The organism is Streptomyces sp. NPDC054975, assembly GCF_053609105.1.
Window position 1 is genome coordinate 15,988 of sequence record NZ_JBSGWV010000033.1, and the last position, 15,887, is coordinate 31,874.

The window sequence follows — 15,887 nt, forward strand, 5'->3', positions numbered from 1 at the left end:
CCCGTATGCGCCGCCCCTTGGCCCGCACCGTGACCGCGATCGCCGCGGCCGTCCTGCTCACACCCGCGCTCGCCGCCTGCGGCAGCGACGAACCGGCCGATCTCGTCATCTACTCCGGCCGCAACGAGAAGCTCGTGAAGCCGCTCATCGACAAGCTGGAGAAGCACCTCGGCGCCAACGTCGAGGTCCGCTACGGAGACAGCGCCGAACTGTCCGCCCAGCTCCTGGAGGAAGGCGACAAGACCGAGGCCGGGCTCTTCCTCTCCCAGGACGCCGGAGCCCTCGGCGCGCTCTCCGCGGAGCAGCGCCTCGCCCCGCTCCCCAAGGCCACCCTCGACAAGGTCGCCGCCGCCCACCGCAGCTCCGCCGGCGACTGGACCGGTGTCAGCGGCCGCGTCCGCGTTCTCGCGTACGACCCGGCCCAGGTCCCGACCCCGCCGAACAGCGTGCACGAGCTGGTCAAGCCGGAATGGAAGGGCAAGATCGGCTTCGTCCCGACCAACGCCTCCTTCCAGGCCTTCGTCACCGGCATGCGCGTCCTCGAGGGCGACGACGCCGCCCGCACCTGGCTCAAGGGCCTGAAGGCCAACGAACCCAAGGCGTACGACAACAACCTCAAGGTGCTGGAGGCCGTCGACAGGGGCGAGGTCCCGATCGGCCTGGTCAACCACTACTACTGGTACGAGCAGGCCGCCGAGAAGGGCGCGGACAAGCTCAAGGCCAAGGTGCACTACCTGCCGGGCGGCGACCCCGGCGGTCTGGTCAACGTCGCCGGCGTCGGCATCCTCAAGGGAGCGGACAAGAAGCAGGCCGAGTACGCGCAGAAGGCCGTCGACTACTTCCTCTCCGCCGAGGCGCAGACGTACTTCGCCGAGGAGACCAAGGAGTACCCGCTGGCCGCCGGTGTGAAGACCGCCGAGGGCGTGCCGCCGCTGGAGACCCTGCAGCCGCCGAAGATCGACCTCGGCAAGCTCGACTCCCTCAAGGAGACCCTGGCCATGCTCCAGGACGTCGGACTTGTCTGACGTGACCTCACCGGACGACCAGGTCCGGCCGCACGACGCCCTCCGCCCGGCAGGTGCCCCGGCACCCGCCGGGCGGCGGCGCGCCGCGGGCCGGCCCTCCTGGATCCTGATCGCGCCCGCCACGGCCGCCGCCCTGCTGGCCGTCCTGCCGCTGGGCTACCTCGCCGTCCGCGCCCTCGAACGCGGCCCCGCCTACGCCTGGGACGTCATCGCCGACGACCGCACCGGCGAACTGCTCCTGCGCAGCCTCGGCCTGACCGCCGTCGTCGTCGCCGCCAGCCTGCTGATCGGCGTCTCGCTCGCCTGGCTGACCGTGCGCACCGCGCTGCCGGCCGCCCGCGCCTGGTCCGTCCTCGTCACCCTGCCGCTGGCCGTGCCCAGTTACGTCACCGCCTTCACCTGGCTCTCGGCGGCCCCCTCGCTCGCCGGATTCACCGGCTCTGCGCTCGCCCTCACCCTGGTGAGCTTCCCGTACGTGTACCTGCCGGTCGCCGCCGCCCTGCGCGGCACCGACCCCGGCCACGAGGAGGTGGCGCGTTCCCTCGGCCACGGCCCCCTCCGTACCTTCGCCCGGATCACCCTGCCGCAGCTGCGACCCGCCGCGGCCGGCGGCGGCCTGCTCGTCGCGCTGTACGTGCTCTCCGACTTCGGCGCCGTCTCCCTCATGCGGTACGACACCTTCACCCTCGGCATCTACACCTCCTACCGGGCCAGCTTCGACCGCACCCCGGCCGCCGCGCTCAGCGCCGTCCTGGTCCTCATGACGGTGCTGCTCGTCGCCGCCGAGACACGCACCCGCGGCCGCGCCGACTACGCCCGTACCGGCACCGGAACCGCCCGGCGGGCCGTCCCCGCCCCCCTCGGCCGCAAACGGCCCCTCGCCCTCGTCTGGTGCGGCGCGATCGTGGCCCTGGCCGTCGGCTTCCCGCTCGCCACCCTCGGCTACTGGCTCGCCGTCGGCACCTCCGCGACCTGGGACCCGGCCACGCTGACCAGCACCGCGCTCACCACCCTCGGCGTCGCCGCCGCCGGCGCCGCCCTCACCACCCTGCTCGCGCTGCCCGTCGGCGTCATCGCCGCACGCCACCGGGGCCGGCTCGCCCACCTCCTCGAACAGGCCGCTTACGCGGGCCACGCCGTGCCCGGCATCACCGTCGCCCTCGCCATGGTCTTCTTCGCCGTCCGCTACGCCCGCCCGCTCTACCAGGAGACGCCGCTGCTGATCTGCGCGTACGCGGTGCTCTTCCTGCCCGTCGCCGTGGCCGCCACCCGCGCCGCCGTCCTCCAGGCGCCGCCCGTCCTCGACGACGTGGCCCGCTCCCTCGGCCGGACGCCCCTCGGCGTGCTGCGGGAGGTCACGTTGCCGCTCGCCGCACCCGGCGTCGCCGCCGGCGCGGCCCTCACCTTCGTGGTCTGCATGAAGGAACTCCCCGCCACCCTGCTGCTGCGACCCACCGGCATGGACACCCTGGCCACCCGGCTGTGGACCGAGACCGGAACCGGGTCCTTCGCGGCCGCCGCCCCCTACGCGGCCGCCCTGATCCTGCTGGCCGCCGTCCCCTCGTACCTCCTCGGAAGGCACCGCACATGAACGAGCTCGAGGTCCGCCAGGTCGTCACGGCGTACGGACCGGGGGCGCCGGTCCTCGACGGTCTCGACCTCACCGTCCCCGGCGGCTCCTTCGCGGCCGTCCTCGGCCCCTCCGGTTGCGGCAAGACCACCCTGCTGCGCGTGATCGCGGGCTTCCTGAAGGCCGACGCCGGGACCGTGACCGTCGCCGGCCGGCTGCTCGGCGGGCCCGGCGTCCATCTGCCGCCCGAGCGGCGCCGCATCGGCATCCTGCCCCAGGAGGGCGCGCTCTTCCCCCACCTGAGCGTGGCTCGGAACATCGCCTTCGGCCTCACCGACCTCGACCGGGCGGCCCGGCGCGCCCGGGTGGCGGACATGCTGGACCTGGTAGGCCTGCCCGGCTACGGCGACCGCATGCCGCACGGGCTCTCCGGCGGCCAGCAGCAGCGCGTGGCCCTCGCCCGTGCGCTCGCTCCCCGGCCCCATCTCGTGCTGCTCGACGAGCCGTTCAGCGCCCTCGACAGCGGACTGCGCGGGACCGTACGGGCGGAGGTCCGCGCCGTGCTCCGGGAGAGCGGCGCCACCGGCCTGCTCGTCACCCACGACCAGCAGGAGGCCCTGTCCACCGCCGACCTCGTCGCCGTCCTGCGCGACGGCCGCGTCGCGCAGTGCGCCACCCCGCAGGACCTCTACCGCAGACCCGTGGACCCCTGGGTCGCCTCCTTCGTCGGCGAAGCCGTCATCGTGCCCGGCACCGCCGACAAGGAGGTCGCCACGACCGCGCTGGGACGCATCCCGCTGGCCACGGCCCCCCAGGGCTTCCGTGACGGCTTCGTCCTCCTCCGCCCCGAACAGCTCCAACTCGCCGAACCGCAGGCCGTGGACTCCGAAGGTGTCGTCACCGAGGTCCGCTTCTTCGGCCACGACGCCATGGTCACGGTCGCCGTCGACGGCCTGGACCGGACGGTCGACGTCCGAACCCCCAGCCCCCTGCGGGTGGCACCGGGACAGAGGGTCGGCGTACGCCTCACGGGCGAAGCCACCCTGCACCCCCACACGGCCTGACCGGGGCGCGTCTACTCGGCCTCGTCCCGCAGCCAGGCCAGCTTCTCCTCGGCGTCCCGTTGGCGGGGATGGCCCGGGCCGTAGATGCGCCGGTAGTCGCGGACACAGCGGTCGAGGAGTGCTTCCGCCTCGGCGTGCCGCCCCACGTCGATCAGTACGTTGGCGAGGTTGTCCCGGGTCGACACGGTCGTCGGGTGGTCCTCGCCGTTCAGGGCGACCCGGGCGGCCAGGACGTCCCGCAGGACGGGGACGGCGTCCGCGTAACGCTCCATGGCGTGCAGCACGGCCGCCAGGTTGTTGCGCGCGCTGAGGGTGGTCTCGTCGTGGGGCCCCACGGTCGCCTCGAAGGACCGGATGACGGCGCGCAGCTGCGTCTCCGCCTCGGGGAGGCGGTTCAGCCGCACGAGTACGGCACCGAGATTGGCCCGGGCTGCCGCGGTGCGCTCATGGTCGGGCCCGTAACGCCGCTCCACTCGGGGTACGAGGCTGCGCAGCGCCCGCTCGGACTCCTTGTGGCGGCCGCACTTGAGCAGGGACGCGGCGTGGGCGTTGGCGGCGGTCAGCACCTCCGGATGGTCGGGCCCGAGCAGCTTGGTGCGCCGCTCCAGCACGTCCCGGGCCAGCGGTTCGGCCTCGGGCGCGCGACTGAGGTCCTCCAGGACGGCGGCCAGCCCGGCCGCGCTGCGCAGGGTGTCGAGGTGATCGCGTCCCAGGGTCTCCGACTGGCTGCGGAAGGTGTCGCGCCAGGCGGATTCGGCGAGTTGCAGCTGCCCTGTCCGGTGGAGCATGTCGGCGAGTTCCGAGGAGGTGCGCAGCGTCTCCTCGTGGTGGGGGCCGAGGACGGTCCACTGACCTCGGACCACCTGTTGGTAGAAGTCCACCGCGTCCTCGCCGCGTCCGGGAGTCGCCGCGAGCACCCGGGCCAGGTCGCGCACCGCGTCGAGCGCCTCCGGGTGCTCGGGGCCCAGTTGTTGGATGGCGGCCCGGGCGCGCATCGTGTGCAACTCCTCGGGGGAGATCTCGATCCGCGCGATCTCCTCCTCGGGACGGCCATCCGTCACCTCCGTGATGGTGATGTGTCCGCCCGCCGGCCGCCGGACCCGACCCCCTTCCTCCCGCATCCGTTCCTGTTCCTGGCCGTGTCCGGACGGTCCCGCCGCGTCGGCCGTACCGTCCGCGCCGTGCTCCGCGTCCCCCTGTGCGGCCTTGCGCCGCCACCACCGGCTCATCGCGACTGTCTCCTCTTGTCCGTGTGAGTGCGTGTGAGTGCCTCAGGCACCCGCGTGTACGTGGGCGGCCCACAGGCTCGGGCTGGCGGCGAACGCGGTGCGGCACTCCCGGACCGCCTGGTGCAGCGCGGCCGCCGTGCGGCTGTCGTCCAGTGCGGGCCCGCCGTCGCCTTCGTCGGTGCGTAGCCCCCGGTAGAGCAGGCGGGTGACGCGGACGGCCACGACGTCGTGCACCGGCCAGAGCGTGCCGACGGCGTGGGGATAGCCCGCGAGCTGGAACGCGGAGGTGATGTGGATGGACTCGTCGGCCAGGTCCCCCTCGGCACGCGCCGTCTCGCAGGCCGAGAGCACCGCGAGTCGCGCGGCCGGCAGGTCGAGCCGGGCGATCTGCCGGACCGTCAACGGCCGTGTCCGGTGGTCGTGCACGAGCAGCCGCCCCGCCGAGGGATCGGCGGGCTCACTGACTCCGTGGCAGGCGAAGTGGACGCACGGGTGATCCGGCAGGGCGGCCATGACCTGGTCGAAGGTGGCCCCTTCCCCGTACAGCACATCGGTCGGCAGCAGCGCGCGCAGCGCCTCCACCTCGCGTCGTGCCCCGCCGAGCCGCCCGGCTCCCGGGGTGTCGGGGAGCGCCACGGCGAGGAGCCGGCCGGACGGCCGCGGGGCGGCGGCCCGGTCCCGGGCGTACCGGAGAGCCCTGACGGTCGGGGTGTACGAGGAGATCACCCGGTCCATGACCGTCCGTGGCCCTGTCCCGGCCCCGCCCTCCTGCGGCGCGGTATCGGGGCTCTCGCCGTGGTGACCTGCCGCGTGCAGGGGCAGGGCGGCCAGCGTCCCGCCCGGAGACCACCACAGCCTGGGCAGCGGGCCCCCTGCCGGGGGAGCGCCGGACAGCCCGAGCCGGTCGAGCACGGGGCCGGTGACGTGGTCCCACGTCCATGCCAGGACCTCGGCGACGGTCCGCTGGGCGGCCTTGTCGCGGGCGGGGTCCATCGCGTCGGCGAGCGCGAGCCGGAGGCGGTCCGCCTGTTCGGCGACCGCGTCCGGCGTGGCCCGCGGCAGCGGTACGAGGAGGACTCCCCCTGGACGCAGGACCAGTGCGTCGCTGCGGTAGCCGCTGCAGTAGGCGAGCACCACCGGGCCGTCCGCCGCGCACGCGAGCAGGGCTCTCTCGTCCGGCGCGGCGAGGAAGTCGGAGAAGCCCGGTGCTTCGCGGATCTCCGCCACCAGCTCCTCCAGCCGGCTCGCCAGGGTGTGCCGCTGGTCCGCGGGCGTGGACGGCACCCGGCCCAGGGCCGTCTCCGCCATGTCCACGGCCTCCAGCGCGTCGAGCCGGTCACGGATCGAGACGAACCGCTCGGCGAGACCCGGATGGGCGGCGCGCAGCCGCCCGAGCCCGTCCCGGGTGGCCATGGCCCGGCTCAGCAGCACACCCCGGCCCTGCTCCAGGAGCGACACCGCGCGTTCCGGACGCCCCGCGTTCACCGCGCACGCGGCGGCCTCGGCGGCAAGACCCCGCACCCGCGACAGGCCGCGCTCCTGGTCGCGACGCGCCAGTCGGCCGGAAGCGGCGAACGGCAGGAGTTCCAGGGCCCTTTCATGACCGCGCAGGGCCTCGTCCCAGCGGAGGCCGGCCGCCGCGGCGGCGCCCCAGTCCCAGGCGGCGAGCACCCGCTCGTAGGCGGGCATGGCCTTCGTGCCGGCCGCCTGCCGGTAGGCGTCCTCGGCGGCCCGGAGCACCCCCGGGTCGCCGTCCTGGTGGTGCAGGGCGCGTAAGGCGTCGCCGTACGCCTTCAGGTAGGTGCCGTGGGCCGAGCTGCCCTCAGGGGCGGACCAGACGGCGCGGCCCACGTCGCTGACCGCCTGTTCGAGGAGTCCGTCCTCGGGGCTGTGATGATGCCGTGTCAGACGGGCGGATCCGAGGTTGGAGAGCACGACCGCCAGCACCGGATCACCGTACGGAGCGTGCTCGACGGCCTCCTCCAGCAAGCCGATCGCCTCGTCGAGGTCCGCCACGTCGGCGCTCCCGTCGAACCGCGTGCGCAGGGCGTTGGCCAGGTGGTTCAGGCGGTCCGCGCGGACCAGGCCGGTCCGAGGGGCCAGTGCCAGGGCCCGACGGGCCACACGGATCGCCTCGTCGGCGGCGGCCGTGTCGCCGGTCGCGCCGTGCCAACTCTGCAGGACCACACCGAGGTTGGCGAGGCGGACGACCTGCGCGGCGGGGCTCGCCGCAGCCGCGTCGACCGCGTTCCGGGCCAGCCGGGCGGCTTCCCGCAGAGAGTCCAGGTCGTCCGTCTGGACGGCGCGCTCCCAGAGGGTGACGGCGAGATTCGCCAGGGTGTCGGAGTACGGGCCGGTGCCCGGCCGCTGCTGGTCCAGGGCGGACCGCAGCACGGCGATCGCCTCGTCCAGCACGGCTTCGTCCCCCGTCGACTGGGCCAGCCGGTGCAGGGTGTTGCCGAGGCTGTTCATCCTCATCGCCCGCTCGGGGGCGTCGGCGGCGTACAGCGGCAGGGCCTCGCGCAGCAGGTGCGCCGATCGGCGCAGCAGCTCGGGGTCGCCGTTGTTCTCGGCGGCCAGACGCAGGGCGACACCCAGACCGGCGAGCCGCTCGGGGCGGTCCGGATGGCCCACGTGGCTCTCGGCCAGGGCGGCCTGGTGCACGTCCAGCATCTCCGCCCGGTGCGCCTCGTCGGGGTGGTGTTCGTGCCAGTGGCGAAGGCCCTGGGAGAGGTTCCCCAGCGCGAGCCGGCGGATCTCGCCGCCCGGCGGGCTCTCGCGGACCACGGCCCGCCACAGGCCCAGGGCCTCGCGCAGCGCCTCGGTGTCGCCGCTGTGGCGATAGGTGCTGTGCAGCGCGGTGGCGAGGTTGTTGCGGTAGCCGGGCCGGTCCGGCGAACCAAGGGGGAGGATCTCCAGCGCGTCCCGTAAGGCGCTCGTCGCACGCGCGAGATCCGTCCCGTCGGCCGTACCCGGGCCCTCAAGGCCGCCGCCTGCGCCGTTGCTGTGCCGCTCCTGCAGGGCCTCGCCCAGGGAGCCCAGCGTCTGCGCCCCGGTCTCGGCGTTCTGCGGCAGATCGGCGGCCCGATCGAACAGGTCGACCGCCCGGTCCAGATCGCTCGCCTGTCCGTGGACGTCGAAACGGTGACGGTACGCCAGGGCGAGGAGGACCACGTCCTGGGGACGCACGCGGTCGACGGCCAGCCGTTCATGTCCGAGGTCGATCAGGGCGGCCAAATCGGCGGTATCACCCGTCAGTTGCCACCGCCGGTACAGGGCGACCAGGAGATTGCCGGCGCGGCCGGGTAAGGAAGCGTCGTCGGGCGGCGTGAGCGTGAGCTCCTGGCGGCCCAACCGGATGGCCTCGTCGAGCGCGCCGCGGTCGCCCGTGGCCTCATGGTGCCGCAGCAGTTGCTCGGCATCGGGCCGTGGGCCGGGTCCTCCGGCTGCCGTCGCATCCGCCGCGCTGACCACGACCACCCCCGGACGACGCCCACCGGACCGCGCGTCCTCGCGCGCGTCCTCCGCGTATCTTCCACGGTACGGCCCGTGTTCGCGACAGCCAAGGAGCCGACCGATCGCCGACGTCCGGCCGTACAATCACCACGACGTGACGACCGGCGTCCGAGGGGGAGCGGGAGCGTGGAGCACACGGCCGGTGGAGCGGGCACAGGCGACGGGGCGGGCACAGGCGAAAGCGCCGGAGCAGGCGGCGGTGCCGGCACGGGCGACGGGCGGCTCGGGGAGCTCTGCAGTCGGCTCACCGACCCCTCGTCCTCGCCGGAACTGGGCGCTCTGGGGGAGCAGGGGGCGCGGCTCGTCGAGACCATTGTCTCTGCCGTGCGCGACGGCCGTTCTCCCGAGCAACTCGACGATCTTCTCGACGCGTTGGAAGAGCAGCTCCTGGCCGCGGGACACACTGCCGGGCTCGGCTCGTACCGCACGACGCCCCCGCCCCCCAAACCCGGCTTCCAGAGTCTGCCGGTGGCCGGGTCGGGGCATCCCGCGCTGTACGTACTGGCCTGCCCCACGGGCCGGTGCGGGCGGGTGGAGGCACCGGACCCCGACGTCCCGGATCGGCCGGCCTGCGGCATCCTCGGCCGGCAGCTGAGCGAGGTGCCTCTCCGGTGACCAGCGCCTTCCTCAGCGCACTGGGGGGCCGGGTCGCCGAGCGGTGGCTGACGCTGCTGGCGCTGCCCGGCCTGCTCTTCATCGCCGCCGTCACCACGGCGATGGTGCTCGGTCACGAACACTGGGCCGACGTGGGGGAGTTGCGGACGTGGCTCGACACGCTGGCCGCTTCTCCCGTGTCCCGGAGCGTCGGCACCATCGCCCTCGTGGCGCTGGGGGTGCTGCTCGGTTCGGCCGCGGTCGGTTCGGCCGCCCAGGCCCTGGGCGCCGGAGTGGAACTCCTGTGGTGCGCCGAGCCCCGTGGGCCTCTGCTGCGGCGTCTCGCCGACCGTCGGCTACGCCTCTGGCGGGCAGCCGACGCCGCGTTCCGCGACGCGCTGGTCACGGCCGGCCGGGCCCGTATCGCCGGGGCGGACGACGCCGACCGGCTCGCCGACCTCGCGGAGAGCCACCTCGCCGAGCGTGACCGAATCGCGGCGGCCGCACCACGTCACCCGTTCGGGATGGGTGACCGGCTCGGGGCACCCGGGCAGCGGCTCTGGCGTGTGTACCGTCTGGATCTGGCGGCGGCCTGGCCCCACCTGTGGCTCCTCGCCGCCGACGGCACCCGCGCCGAACTGCAGGATGCCCGTGTACGGTTCGGCGCGGCGGCGCGCCTGTGCGCCTGGGGCGCGGGATACCTCGTGCTGGGCGTGTGGTGGTGGCCTGCCGCCCTGGTCGGGATCGGCGCCGTCACCGCGGGCGTCCGCCGCGGGCGGGCCGCGGCGGACGCGTTCGCCGAACTCACCGAGGCGCTGGCCGACCTGCACGTCCGTGACCTGGCTGCCGCCCTGGGCATCGACGCCGCGTCGGGCATGGACCGCGCGCTCGGCGAGCGCCTCTCCCGGGCCCTGCGGAAGCCAGGCTGACGGCCCCGCCCCGCCGGCCTGGGCCCCCGCCTACTTCGCGTACCAGACCCCGAGGTTGTTCTCCCCCGCTTCGGCGGCGCGCCGCAGGGCGTCCGAGGGGCCCACGATGCCGTGCGGCAGGTATCCGGAGCGCACGTCCAGATCCCATCCGTGCACCTGGACGGCGAGCGCCGCCAGGGCGAGGGTGTCGAGCGGCAGCAGCGTGCGCGGGGCCGGGTCCGTGCCGGCGCTCTCGCGGTGGACGACGAGCCGGTCCGCCAGGGCCTGTTCGAAGGAATGCTGGTCGTCGTCGAGCAGGACGCGCAGCAGCCGCTGATCCGGCGTCAGCGACGCGACGGCGCCGAGGCCTTCGGCGGCGGTCGCTCGCTCCTGCGGGTCCGGCTTGCGCAGCGGCACGGTCGGCCAGTCGCGGGGCAGGTGCCCGCGCGACTCGGTCAGATAGAGGCAGAGCGCCTCCATCGCGGCCAGATCGGCCGGCTCCGACGTCGAGGTCAGCTTCGAGTACGGAACGCCGTCGCGGATCGCGGGGGCGAAGTCGTCGCGCAGCAGCAGCCCCGTCACCCGCTGCCAGTCCCACACCAGGCCGCTGGCCACGATGGCGGCGAACGTGTCGAGCCACGTACGGGCCGTGGGAGCCTCGTCGACGACGTGGCGGAACGCCAGCTCCTCGCTGGTCAACTCCTCGCGGACGAGCGGCAACGTGATCACCTGGTCGCCGTCGGGGAAGCAGCCGAGGCTGAGCACACCCAACGAGCACTCCGCGGCCGTCAGCAGCGCGAGGCGCGAGGTGTCGTCGAGGCCGGGCTCCGTCAGCGAGCGGGCGGCGACGTGGTCGAGCAGCTCGTCGGCCGTCTCCCGCAGCCGGTCGAGGCGGAAGCTGTCGTAACGCATGCTGTGCCACCTCCCGAAGGCCCGCCCGTGTATGTCGTCGAGCGCCTGAGCTGTCCGACCCTCGCTCAGCTCGTGAACCGCCACTTCCCGCACGAATGCCGTCCCTTCAAGATCGATTCGCCGTCGAGCGGCACGCTATCAGCGGCCTCGGACATCACCTCCCCAGCGTCGCGAGGGCAGCGCCGTCGGGCCGGACGGTGATGCCGTACGCGGCCTTGGTCGGCGTGGAGCGGAAGCGCGGTACGTGGACGGGCAGAAGGTGTTCCAGGAGGACGATCGACTCCCGGAGAGCGAACTGCAGACCCAGGCAGGCCCGGGGCCCGATGCCGAACGGGAGGTAGCTCCCCGGGTGGCCGGGGCGTCGTCCAGGGATCGTGAAGCGCCCCGGGTCGAACCGCTCGGGGTCGCCCCAGAGCCCCGGGTCCCGGTGCGTGAGGTAGGGGCAGACCAGGACGTCGGTCCCGGCCTCGACGTCGTAACCGGCGAGGACGTCGTCCTGCGCCGCGCAGCGCGGCAGGATCCAGGCCGACGGGTAGAGCCGCAGCGTCTCGTGGACGAGCGCCTGGACGGCCTGCCGCCGTTCGGCAGAGCCCTCCGCGCCCGCGGCGAGGGCCTGCTCCCGGGCCTGCGGGTTGCGATCCAGGAGGAGAAAGAGCCAGGTCAGGGTGGTGGCGGTGGTCTCGTGGCCGGCGACGAGGAGGGTGACAAGCTCGTCGCGGATCAGCCGGTCGGTGTACTCGGGGCGCGTTCCGGCCGCTTCGATCAGGACATGCAGCAGGCCTGGGCCGTCGGGCCCGGCCTCTCCGTCTCGGGCCGCGGCGATGGCTCGGCTCGCCACGGCGTCGATTCTGGCCAGGTCGGCAGCGACGGCCCCTTCGGCGGCGGAGGCGTCGGCGGGCAGGCTGGGCAGCGCGGCCACCACCGCGGGTACGGCGCCCAGTTCACGCTCCGTGCCGGGGTCGAGGGGATGACCGGTCATGGACCGCCAGATGGTGTCCAGGGCGAAGCGGCGCATCTCGTCGCCGACGTCGAACACCTCGCCTGTGCGGGCGTACGCGTGCCAGCGCGCCGCGGCGGTCCTGGCGGCGTCGTTGATCCGCTGCTCGTAGCGGCGCATTCCCCGTCCGGTGAACTGCGACTGCAGCAGCTTCCGTTGCCGCTGCCACGCCTCGCCCGTCGCGGCCAGGACGCCGTCGCCGATCAGCAGCCGGGCGCGGTGTGAACGCTTCCCGTACCGGTCGGGGTGGAGCGCCAGTACGTGCTGCACGGCCTGCGGGTCGGTGACCAGGACGGTCGGCTGCGGACCGAGCCGGAACGCGGCGACGCCCCCCAGCCGTTCGCGCGCCAGGGCGAACAGGTCGACGAGTTCCCCTTGGTCCGCCTGCCACTGCCGGACGACGGCGGGCTCCAGTTCGGGGACGGAGCCTGGGCGAGCGGTGGTGGCCACGGGCTGCTCCTGTTCGACGGCTGTACGTCGGCACGGACCGGACGGGTCGGGCGGGGCGCATCACGCACTGTAGGGGAGCGGGCGCGGCAGCCGACAGACCACCCCGCCCGCCCCCGTACGCCGGGTCAGACCCGGTCCGCCGCGATCAGGACGTACTGGAACGAGCCGTCCTTGTACGAGTTGATGAACGCCTCCTCGATGCCGGTGACCAGGGACGACGTGGCCCGCAGCTCCCAGTAGGGGAGCGTGGCGGGGGTCAGGTCGACCACCGCCTGCGGGACGAGACGGTTGTCGGCCATGGCGCGCAGGTACTCCCGACGGGAGTGGATGTTGCACTCGAAGTGCGCGTTGATCTGGGAGACCCACTTCGAGGGCTGCCCGTAACGCGGGTTCCAGCAGCCGGTGATGGTCACGTAACGGCCGCCGACCCGCAGGACGCGGGAGTGCTCGGCGAAGAGGTCGTGCAGGTCGACGTACATGCTCGACTCGTTGTTCCAGGAGGCCGCCGCCTGGCCCGTCTCGAAGGGCGTGTCGAGCATGTTGCACACACGGGCGTGGACGTGGTCCTCGATGCCGAGTTCGCGGGCGCGCTTGTTCGCGAAATCGGCCTGCGTGGCCGAGAGGGTGACGCCCTCGACCTTGCACCCGAACCGCTGGTGGGCCATGACCATCGAACCGCCCCGGCCGCAGCCGGCGTCCACGAGCGTGTCGTCACGGCCGATGGAGCCGAGGTGGTCCAGGAGGACGTCCGCCTGCGCCGACTCCAGGCGGTGGAGCTCGGCGATCAGCTTCTTCTCGTACGCGACGTCCTCGGCGTCCCCGAGGGCGGCGTGGTCCACGTCGCCGATGCCGTAGTGGTGGTGGTAGAGCCCGTCGACGTCACCGAGACGCAGGTTCACGGGCCTGGCCTCGTTGTTCCAGTAACGGGCGATGTCTCCCTGGTAGGGCGTCGCCGGGGCGGGCACGAACGCGGAGATGCCGTTGACGGTGGGGAGCTCGGTGTGGGTCACAGATCAATCCGTTCTTACCAGAAATCGGGCAGGCTGTAGCGGTAGGTGTTGGTCCGGTGCCAGTAGTGGTTGCCGTCGACCCACGCGGCCACGCCGCGCAGGAAGCGCACGACGCTGGGGACGGGGCAGGAGGCGGCCAGCTCGGCGGCCGCGTCCTCGAAGGCGTGCATGAGGTCGTTGTGGACCTCGACCGCCTTCAGGTAGGCATCGCGCTCCGAGCACTCCTCGCGCTCGGCGATCACCACGGGCAGATTCAGGTGCCGGCCGGGGCTGTTGAGCTCCTTGGTGTAGGAGTACAGGTCGTTGACGATGGTGGTCGCGTTGCCGGCCAGGGCGATGACCCGTTGCATGGCGGGTTGCGCGTGCAGGTCCGTCGGCAGTTCGTAGCCGCCGATGGTGTCGGTGATGGTGGGGCAGGGGCGGAAGTTGTTGAACTGCCGCATCGCGAGGTACTCCCACACCTCCGGCACGTGGTCCGTCTCGGACCAGGCGGCCTCGGCGAGGTACCCCAGGTGCAGCCGGGCCATGTCGTGCCGGAACCGGTCGGCCTGGGAAGGGGTCGACTGCTGGACCAGGTACTCCATCGCGGAGCGGTAGGCGCGCCGCGGGGCGTCCGCGTGCAGCGACTCGGCCCACTGCGGCTGGTAGTCCGCCGTCGTGTACAGGGGGTCCAGGGCGGTGTGCGCCAGGAGGAGGCGGCCCCCGAGGCCGATGGGCGAACCTCCGTGGTCCTCGCAGTAGCAGTCGTCGACCGCGTTCTCGGCGACCATCAGCCGAGTGGCGATCATCAGGTGGTCGACGGTCGGAGCGTCCGGATGGCAGGCGACCATGTACCGCCCGACGGAGAAGCCGTCGAACTCGCCCTCCCACTCCTCGGGAAACAGCTCGACCTCGTCCACCGCCCAGTCCTTGATCCTGCGACTGACCTCCTCCACGCGCACCGGGTCGGGCTCGGGGACGGGGTGGTGATAGAGGCCGGGGATCGGCTTTCCCTCGGCGGGTTCGGCGGGTGAGTCGGGGGCCGAAGGCGCCGGGGGCTGCTCGCGCCGGCCCGGATAGAGGCTCGACGTGCCCAGACCCGTGGGGCCGCGCAGGATGTGTTCCAGGGAAGACAGGGTGGGGGAGAGCCCGGAATCGGGCATCCGTAACTCCTCGAAGGATGGGGGCTTCTAGCCGTGCCTACGGGCGATCTGCACGTTCTCCAGCACACCGAGCGCGTTGGGCACGAGGATGGCAGCGGAGTAGTAGGCGGTGACGAGGTACGACATGATCGCCTGCTCGTCGATGCCCATGAAGCGCACCGACAGGCCCGGCTCGTACTCCTCCGGCAGGCCCGTCTGGCGCAGCCCGATGACGCCCTGGTTGTCCTCGCCGATGCGCATCGCGAGGATCGAGCTGGTGTTCTCCTTGCTGATGGGGATCTTGTCGCAGGGCAGGATCGGTACTCCACGCCAGGCAAGGACCTGGCGCCCGTCGAGCTCGGCGGTCTCCGGGTAGAGCCCACAGGCGTTCCACTCGCGCCCGATGGCGGCGATCGTCCGGGGGTGGGCGAGGAAGAGCTTGGTGCCGCGGCGGCGACAGAGCAGCTCGTCGAGGTCGTCCGGGGTGGGCGGACCGGCGTGGGGCTGGATCCGCTGCTTGTAGTCGGCGTTGTGGAGCAGGCCGAACTCGCGGTTGTTGATCAGCTCGTGCTCCTGGCGCTCACGCAGCGCCTCGATCGTGAGCTTGAGCTGCTCCTCCGTCTGGTTCATCGGCCCGTTGTAGAGGTCGGCGACCCTCGTGTGGACCTTCAGCACCGTCTGGGCGAGGGAGAGCTCGTACTCGCGCGGCTTGAGCTCGTAGTCGACGAACGCGCCGGGCAGCCCGACCTCGCCCTTGTGGCCGGCGGACATCGCGATCTCGGCCTCGCCGTGGCGGTTCTGCCGCTGGCGCGGCAGGGCGCTGAACTGCCGGAGGTGGGTCTCGAGGTGGGGCGCCGCGGAAAGCACGGCGTCGAAGTCCTCGCGCGACAGCGTGAGCAGGGTGCCCGCGGTCACGGCGGTGGCGGAGTAGTCCCAACTGCCCTCGCCGTCCAGGAGGGCGTGCTCGCCGAACCGGTCGCCGTCGGCGAGCACGGCGACGCCGACTTCGTCGCCGTACTTGCCGACAGAGGTCTGGTTGATCCGGCCGCGGGCGATCAGATGGACCTGCCGCGCGGGTGTACCGCGCTCGACCAGCACCTCGCCGGCCCGGAAGTCGCGCTGGACGCACCGGTCGGCGATCGCGCTCAGCACCTCCACGTCGTCGAAACCACGCAGCAGCGGCAGTTCGCCGAGCTCCTGCGGGATCACCCGTACGTCGGTGCCGTCCTGGACGAACTCGATGCGCCCGTCGCCCACGGTGTAGCTGAGTCGCCGGTTCACCCGGTAGGTGCCGCCCTTGGTATCCACCCAGGGGAGCATCCGCAGCAGCCAGCGATCGGTGATCTCCCGCATCTGCGGGGTGGACTTGGTCGTGGTGGCGAGTTTGCGGGCGGCCGCGGTGCTCAGGCTGGACTGCCTGGCCGGCGCCGCCTCCGCTTCCGGACCGGTCTCAACGGTCATGGGACGAGATCTCCTTACGCGCGGCTGGTG

11 protein-coding genes and 1 pseudogene are annotated in these 15,887 nt (G+C 73.1%); 5 read left to right on the forward strand and 7 right to left on the reverse strand.

Annotated features, from left to right (window positions below):
- The first annotated feature begins 5 nt into the window (after positions 1-5).
- The 3 genes from ACWF79_RS24880 to ACWF79_RS24890 are packed head-to-tail and all read left to right on the forward strand — an operon-like array spanning position 6 to position 3,659.
- Positions 6-1,025, forward strand: a complete 1,020-nt coding sequence (locus ACWF79_RS24880; protein ID WP_453730346.1) for an iron ABC transporter substrate-binding protein — start codon at positions 6-8, stop codon at positions 1,023-1,025.
- Between the two features lies 1 nt (position 1,026).
- Complete coding sequence (locus tag ACWF79_RS24885) at positions 1,027-2,616, forward strand: ABC transporter permease (protein ID WP_453730387.1); 1,590 nt, start codon at positions 1,027-1,029, stop codon at positions 2,614-2,616.
- Positions 2,613-3,659 (forward strand): ABC transporter ATP-binding protein, encoded by a 1,047-nt coding sequence (locus tag ACWF79_RS24890; protein WP_453730347.1) that lies wholly within the window; start codon positions 2,613-2,615, stop codon positions 3,657-3,659. The genes ACWF79_RS24885 and ACWF79_RS24890 overlap by 4 nt, the downstream gene beginning before the upstream one ends.
- A gap of 11 nt (positions 3,660-3,670) precedes the next feature.
- Here ACWF79_RS24890 and ACWF79_RS24895 read toward each other — a convergent pair whose 3' ends face one another.
- Entirely contained in the window at positions 3,671-4,888 is a 1,218-nt protein-coding gene (locus tag ACWF79_RS24895) for a tetratricopeptide repeat protein (protein WP_453730348.1), read from the reverse strand.
- Positions 4,889-4,930: 42 nt separating this feature from the next.
- Positions 4,931-8,362: a CHAT domain-containing protein gene (locus ACWF79_RS24900; protein WP_453730349.1), complete on the reverse strand. Its 3,432-nt coding sequence runs from the start codon at positions 8,360-8,362 to the stop codon at positions 4,931-4,933.
- 168 nt (positions 8,363-8,530) lie between these two features.
- Here ACWF79_RS24900 and ACWF79_RS24905 point away from each other — a divergent pair, with 168 nt between their 5' ends.
- A complete protein-coding gene (locus ACWF79_RS24905) occupies positions 8,531-9,019 on the forward strand; it encodes a hypothetical protein (protein WP_453730350.1) in 489 nt (162 codons plus the stop codon).
- Positions 9,016-9,927 carry a hypothetical protein gene (locus ACWF79_RS24910; RefSeq protein WP_453730351.1) on the forward strand — a complete coding sequence of 304 codons (912 nt, stop codon included), beginning with the start codon at positions 9,016-9,018 and terminating at the stop codon, positions 9,925-9,927. The genes ACWF79_RS24905 and ACWF79_RS24910 overlap by 4 nt, the downstream gene beginning before the upstream one ends.
- 30 nt (positions 9,928-9,957) lie before the next feature.
- On the opposite strand, the gene ACWF79_RS24915 is transcribed toward ACWF79_RS24910, so the two are convergent.
- From ACWF79_RS24915 to ACWF79_RS24935, 5 genes and pseudogenes are all read right to left on the reverse strand, one after another.
- Positions 9,958-10,911, reverse strand: coding sequence for an immunity 49 family protein (locus tag ACWF79_RS24915; protein WP_453730352.1), 954 nt, complete (start codon positions 10,909-10,911; stop codon positions 9,958-9,960).
- 61 nt (positions 10,912-10,972) lie between these two features.
- Positions 10,973-12,265, reverse strand: a complete 1,293-nt coding sequence (locus ACWF79_RS24920) for a cytochrome P450 (protein WP_453730353.1) — start codon at positions 12,263-12,265, stop codon at positions 10,973-10,975.
- A 125-nt stretch (positions 12,266-12,390) separates the two neighbouring features.
- Positions 12,391-13,275 carry a geranyl diphosphate 2-C-methyltransferase gene (locus ACWF79_RS24925; RefSeq protein ID WP_453730354.1) on the reverse strand — a complete coding sequence of 295 codons (885 nt, stop codon included), beginning with the start codon at positions 13,273-13,275 and terminating at the stop codon, positions 12,391-12,393.
- A gap of 14 nt (positions 13,276-13,289) precedes the next feature.
- Positions 13,290-14,381: pseudogene (locus ACWF79_RS24930) on the reverse strand (family 2 encapsulin nanocompartment cargo protein terpene cyclase); the annotation flags it as partial.
- 63 nt (positions 14,382-14,444) lie between these two features.
- A complete protein-coding gene (locus ACWF79_RS24935) occupies positions 14,445-15,857 on the reverse strand; it encodes a family 2B encapsulin nanocompartment shell protein (RefSeq protein ID WP_453730355.1) in 1,413 nt (470 codons plus the stop codon).
- Positions 15,858-15,887: the final 30 nt, after the last annotated feature.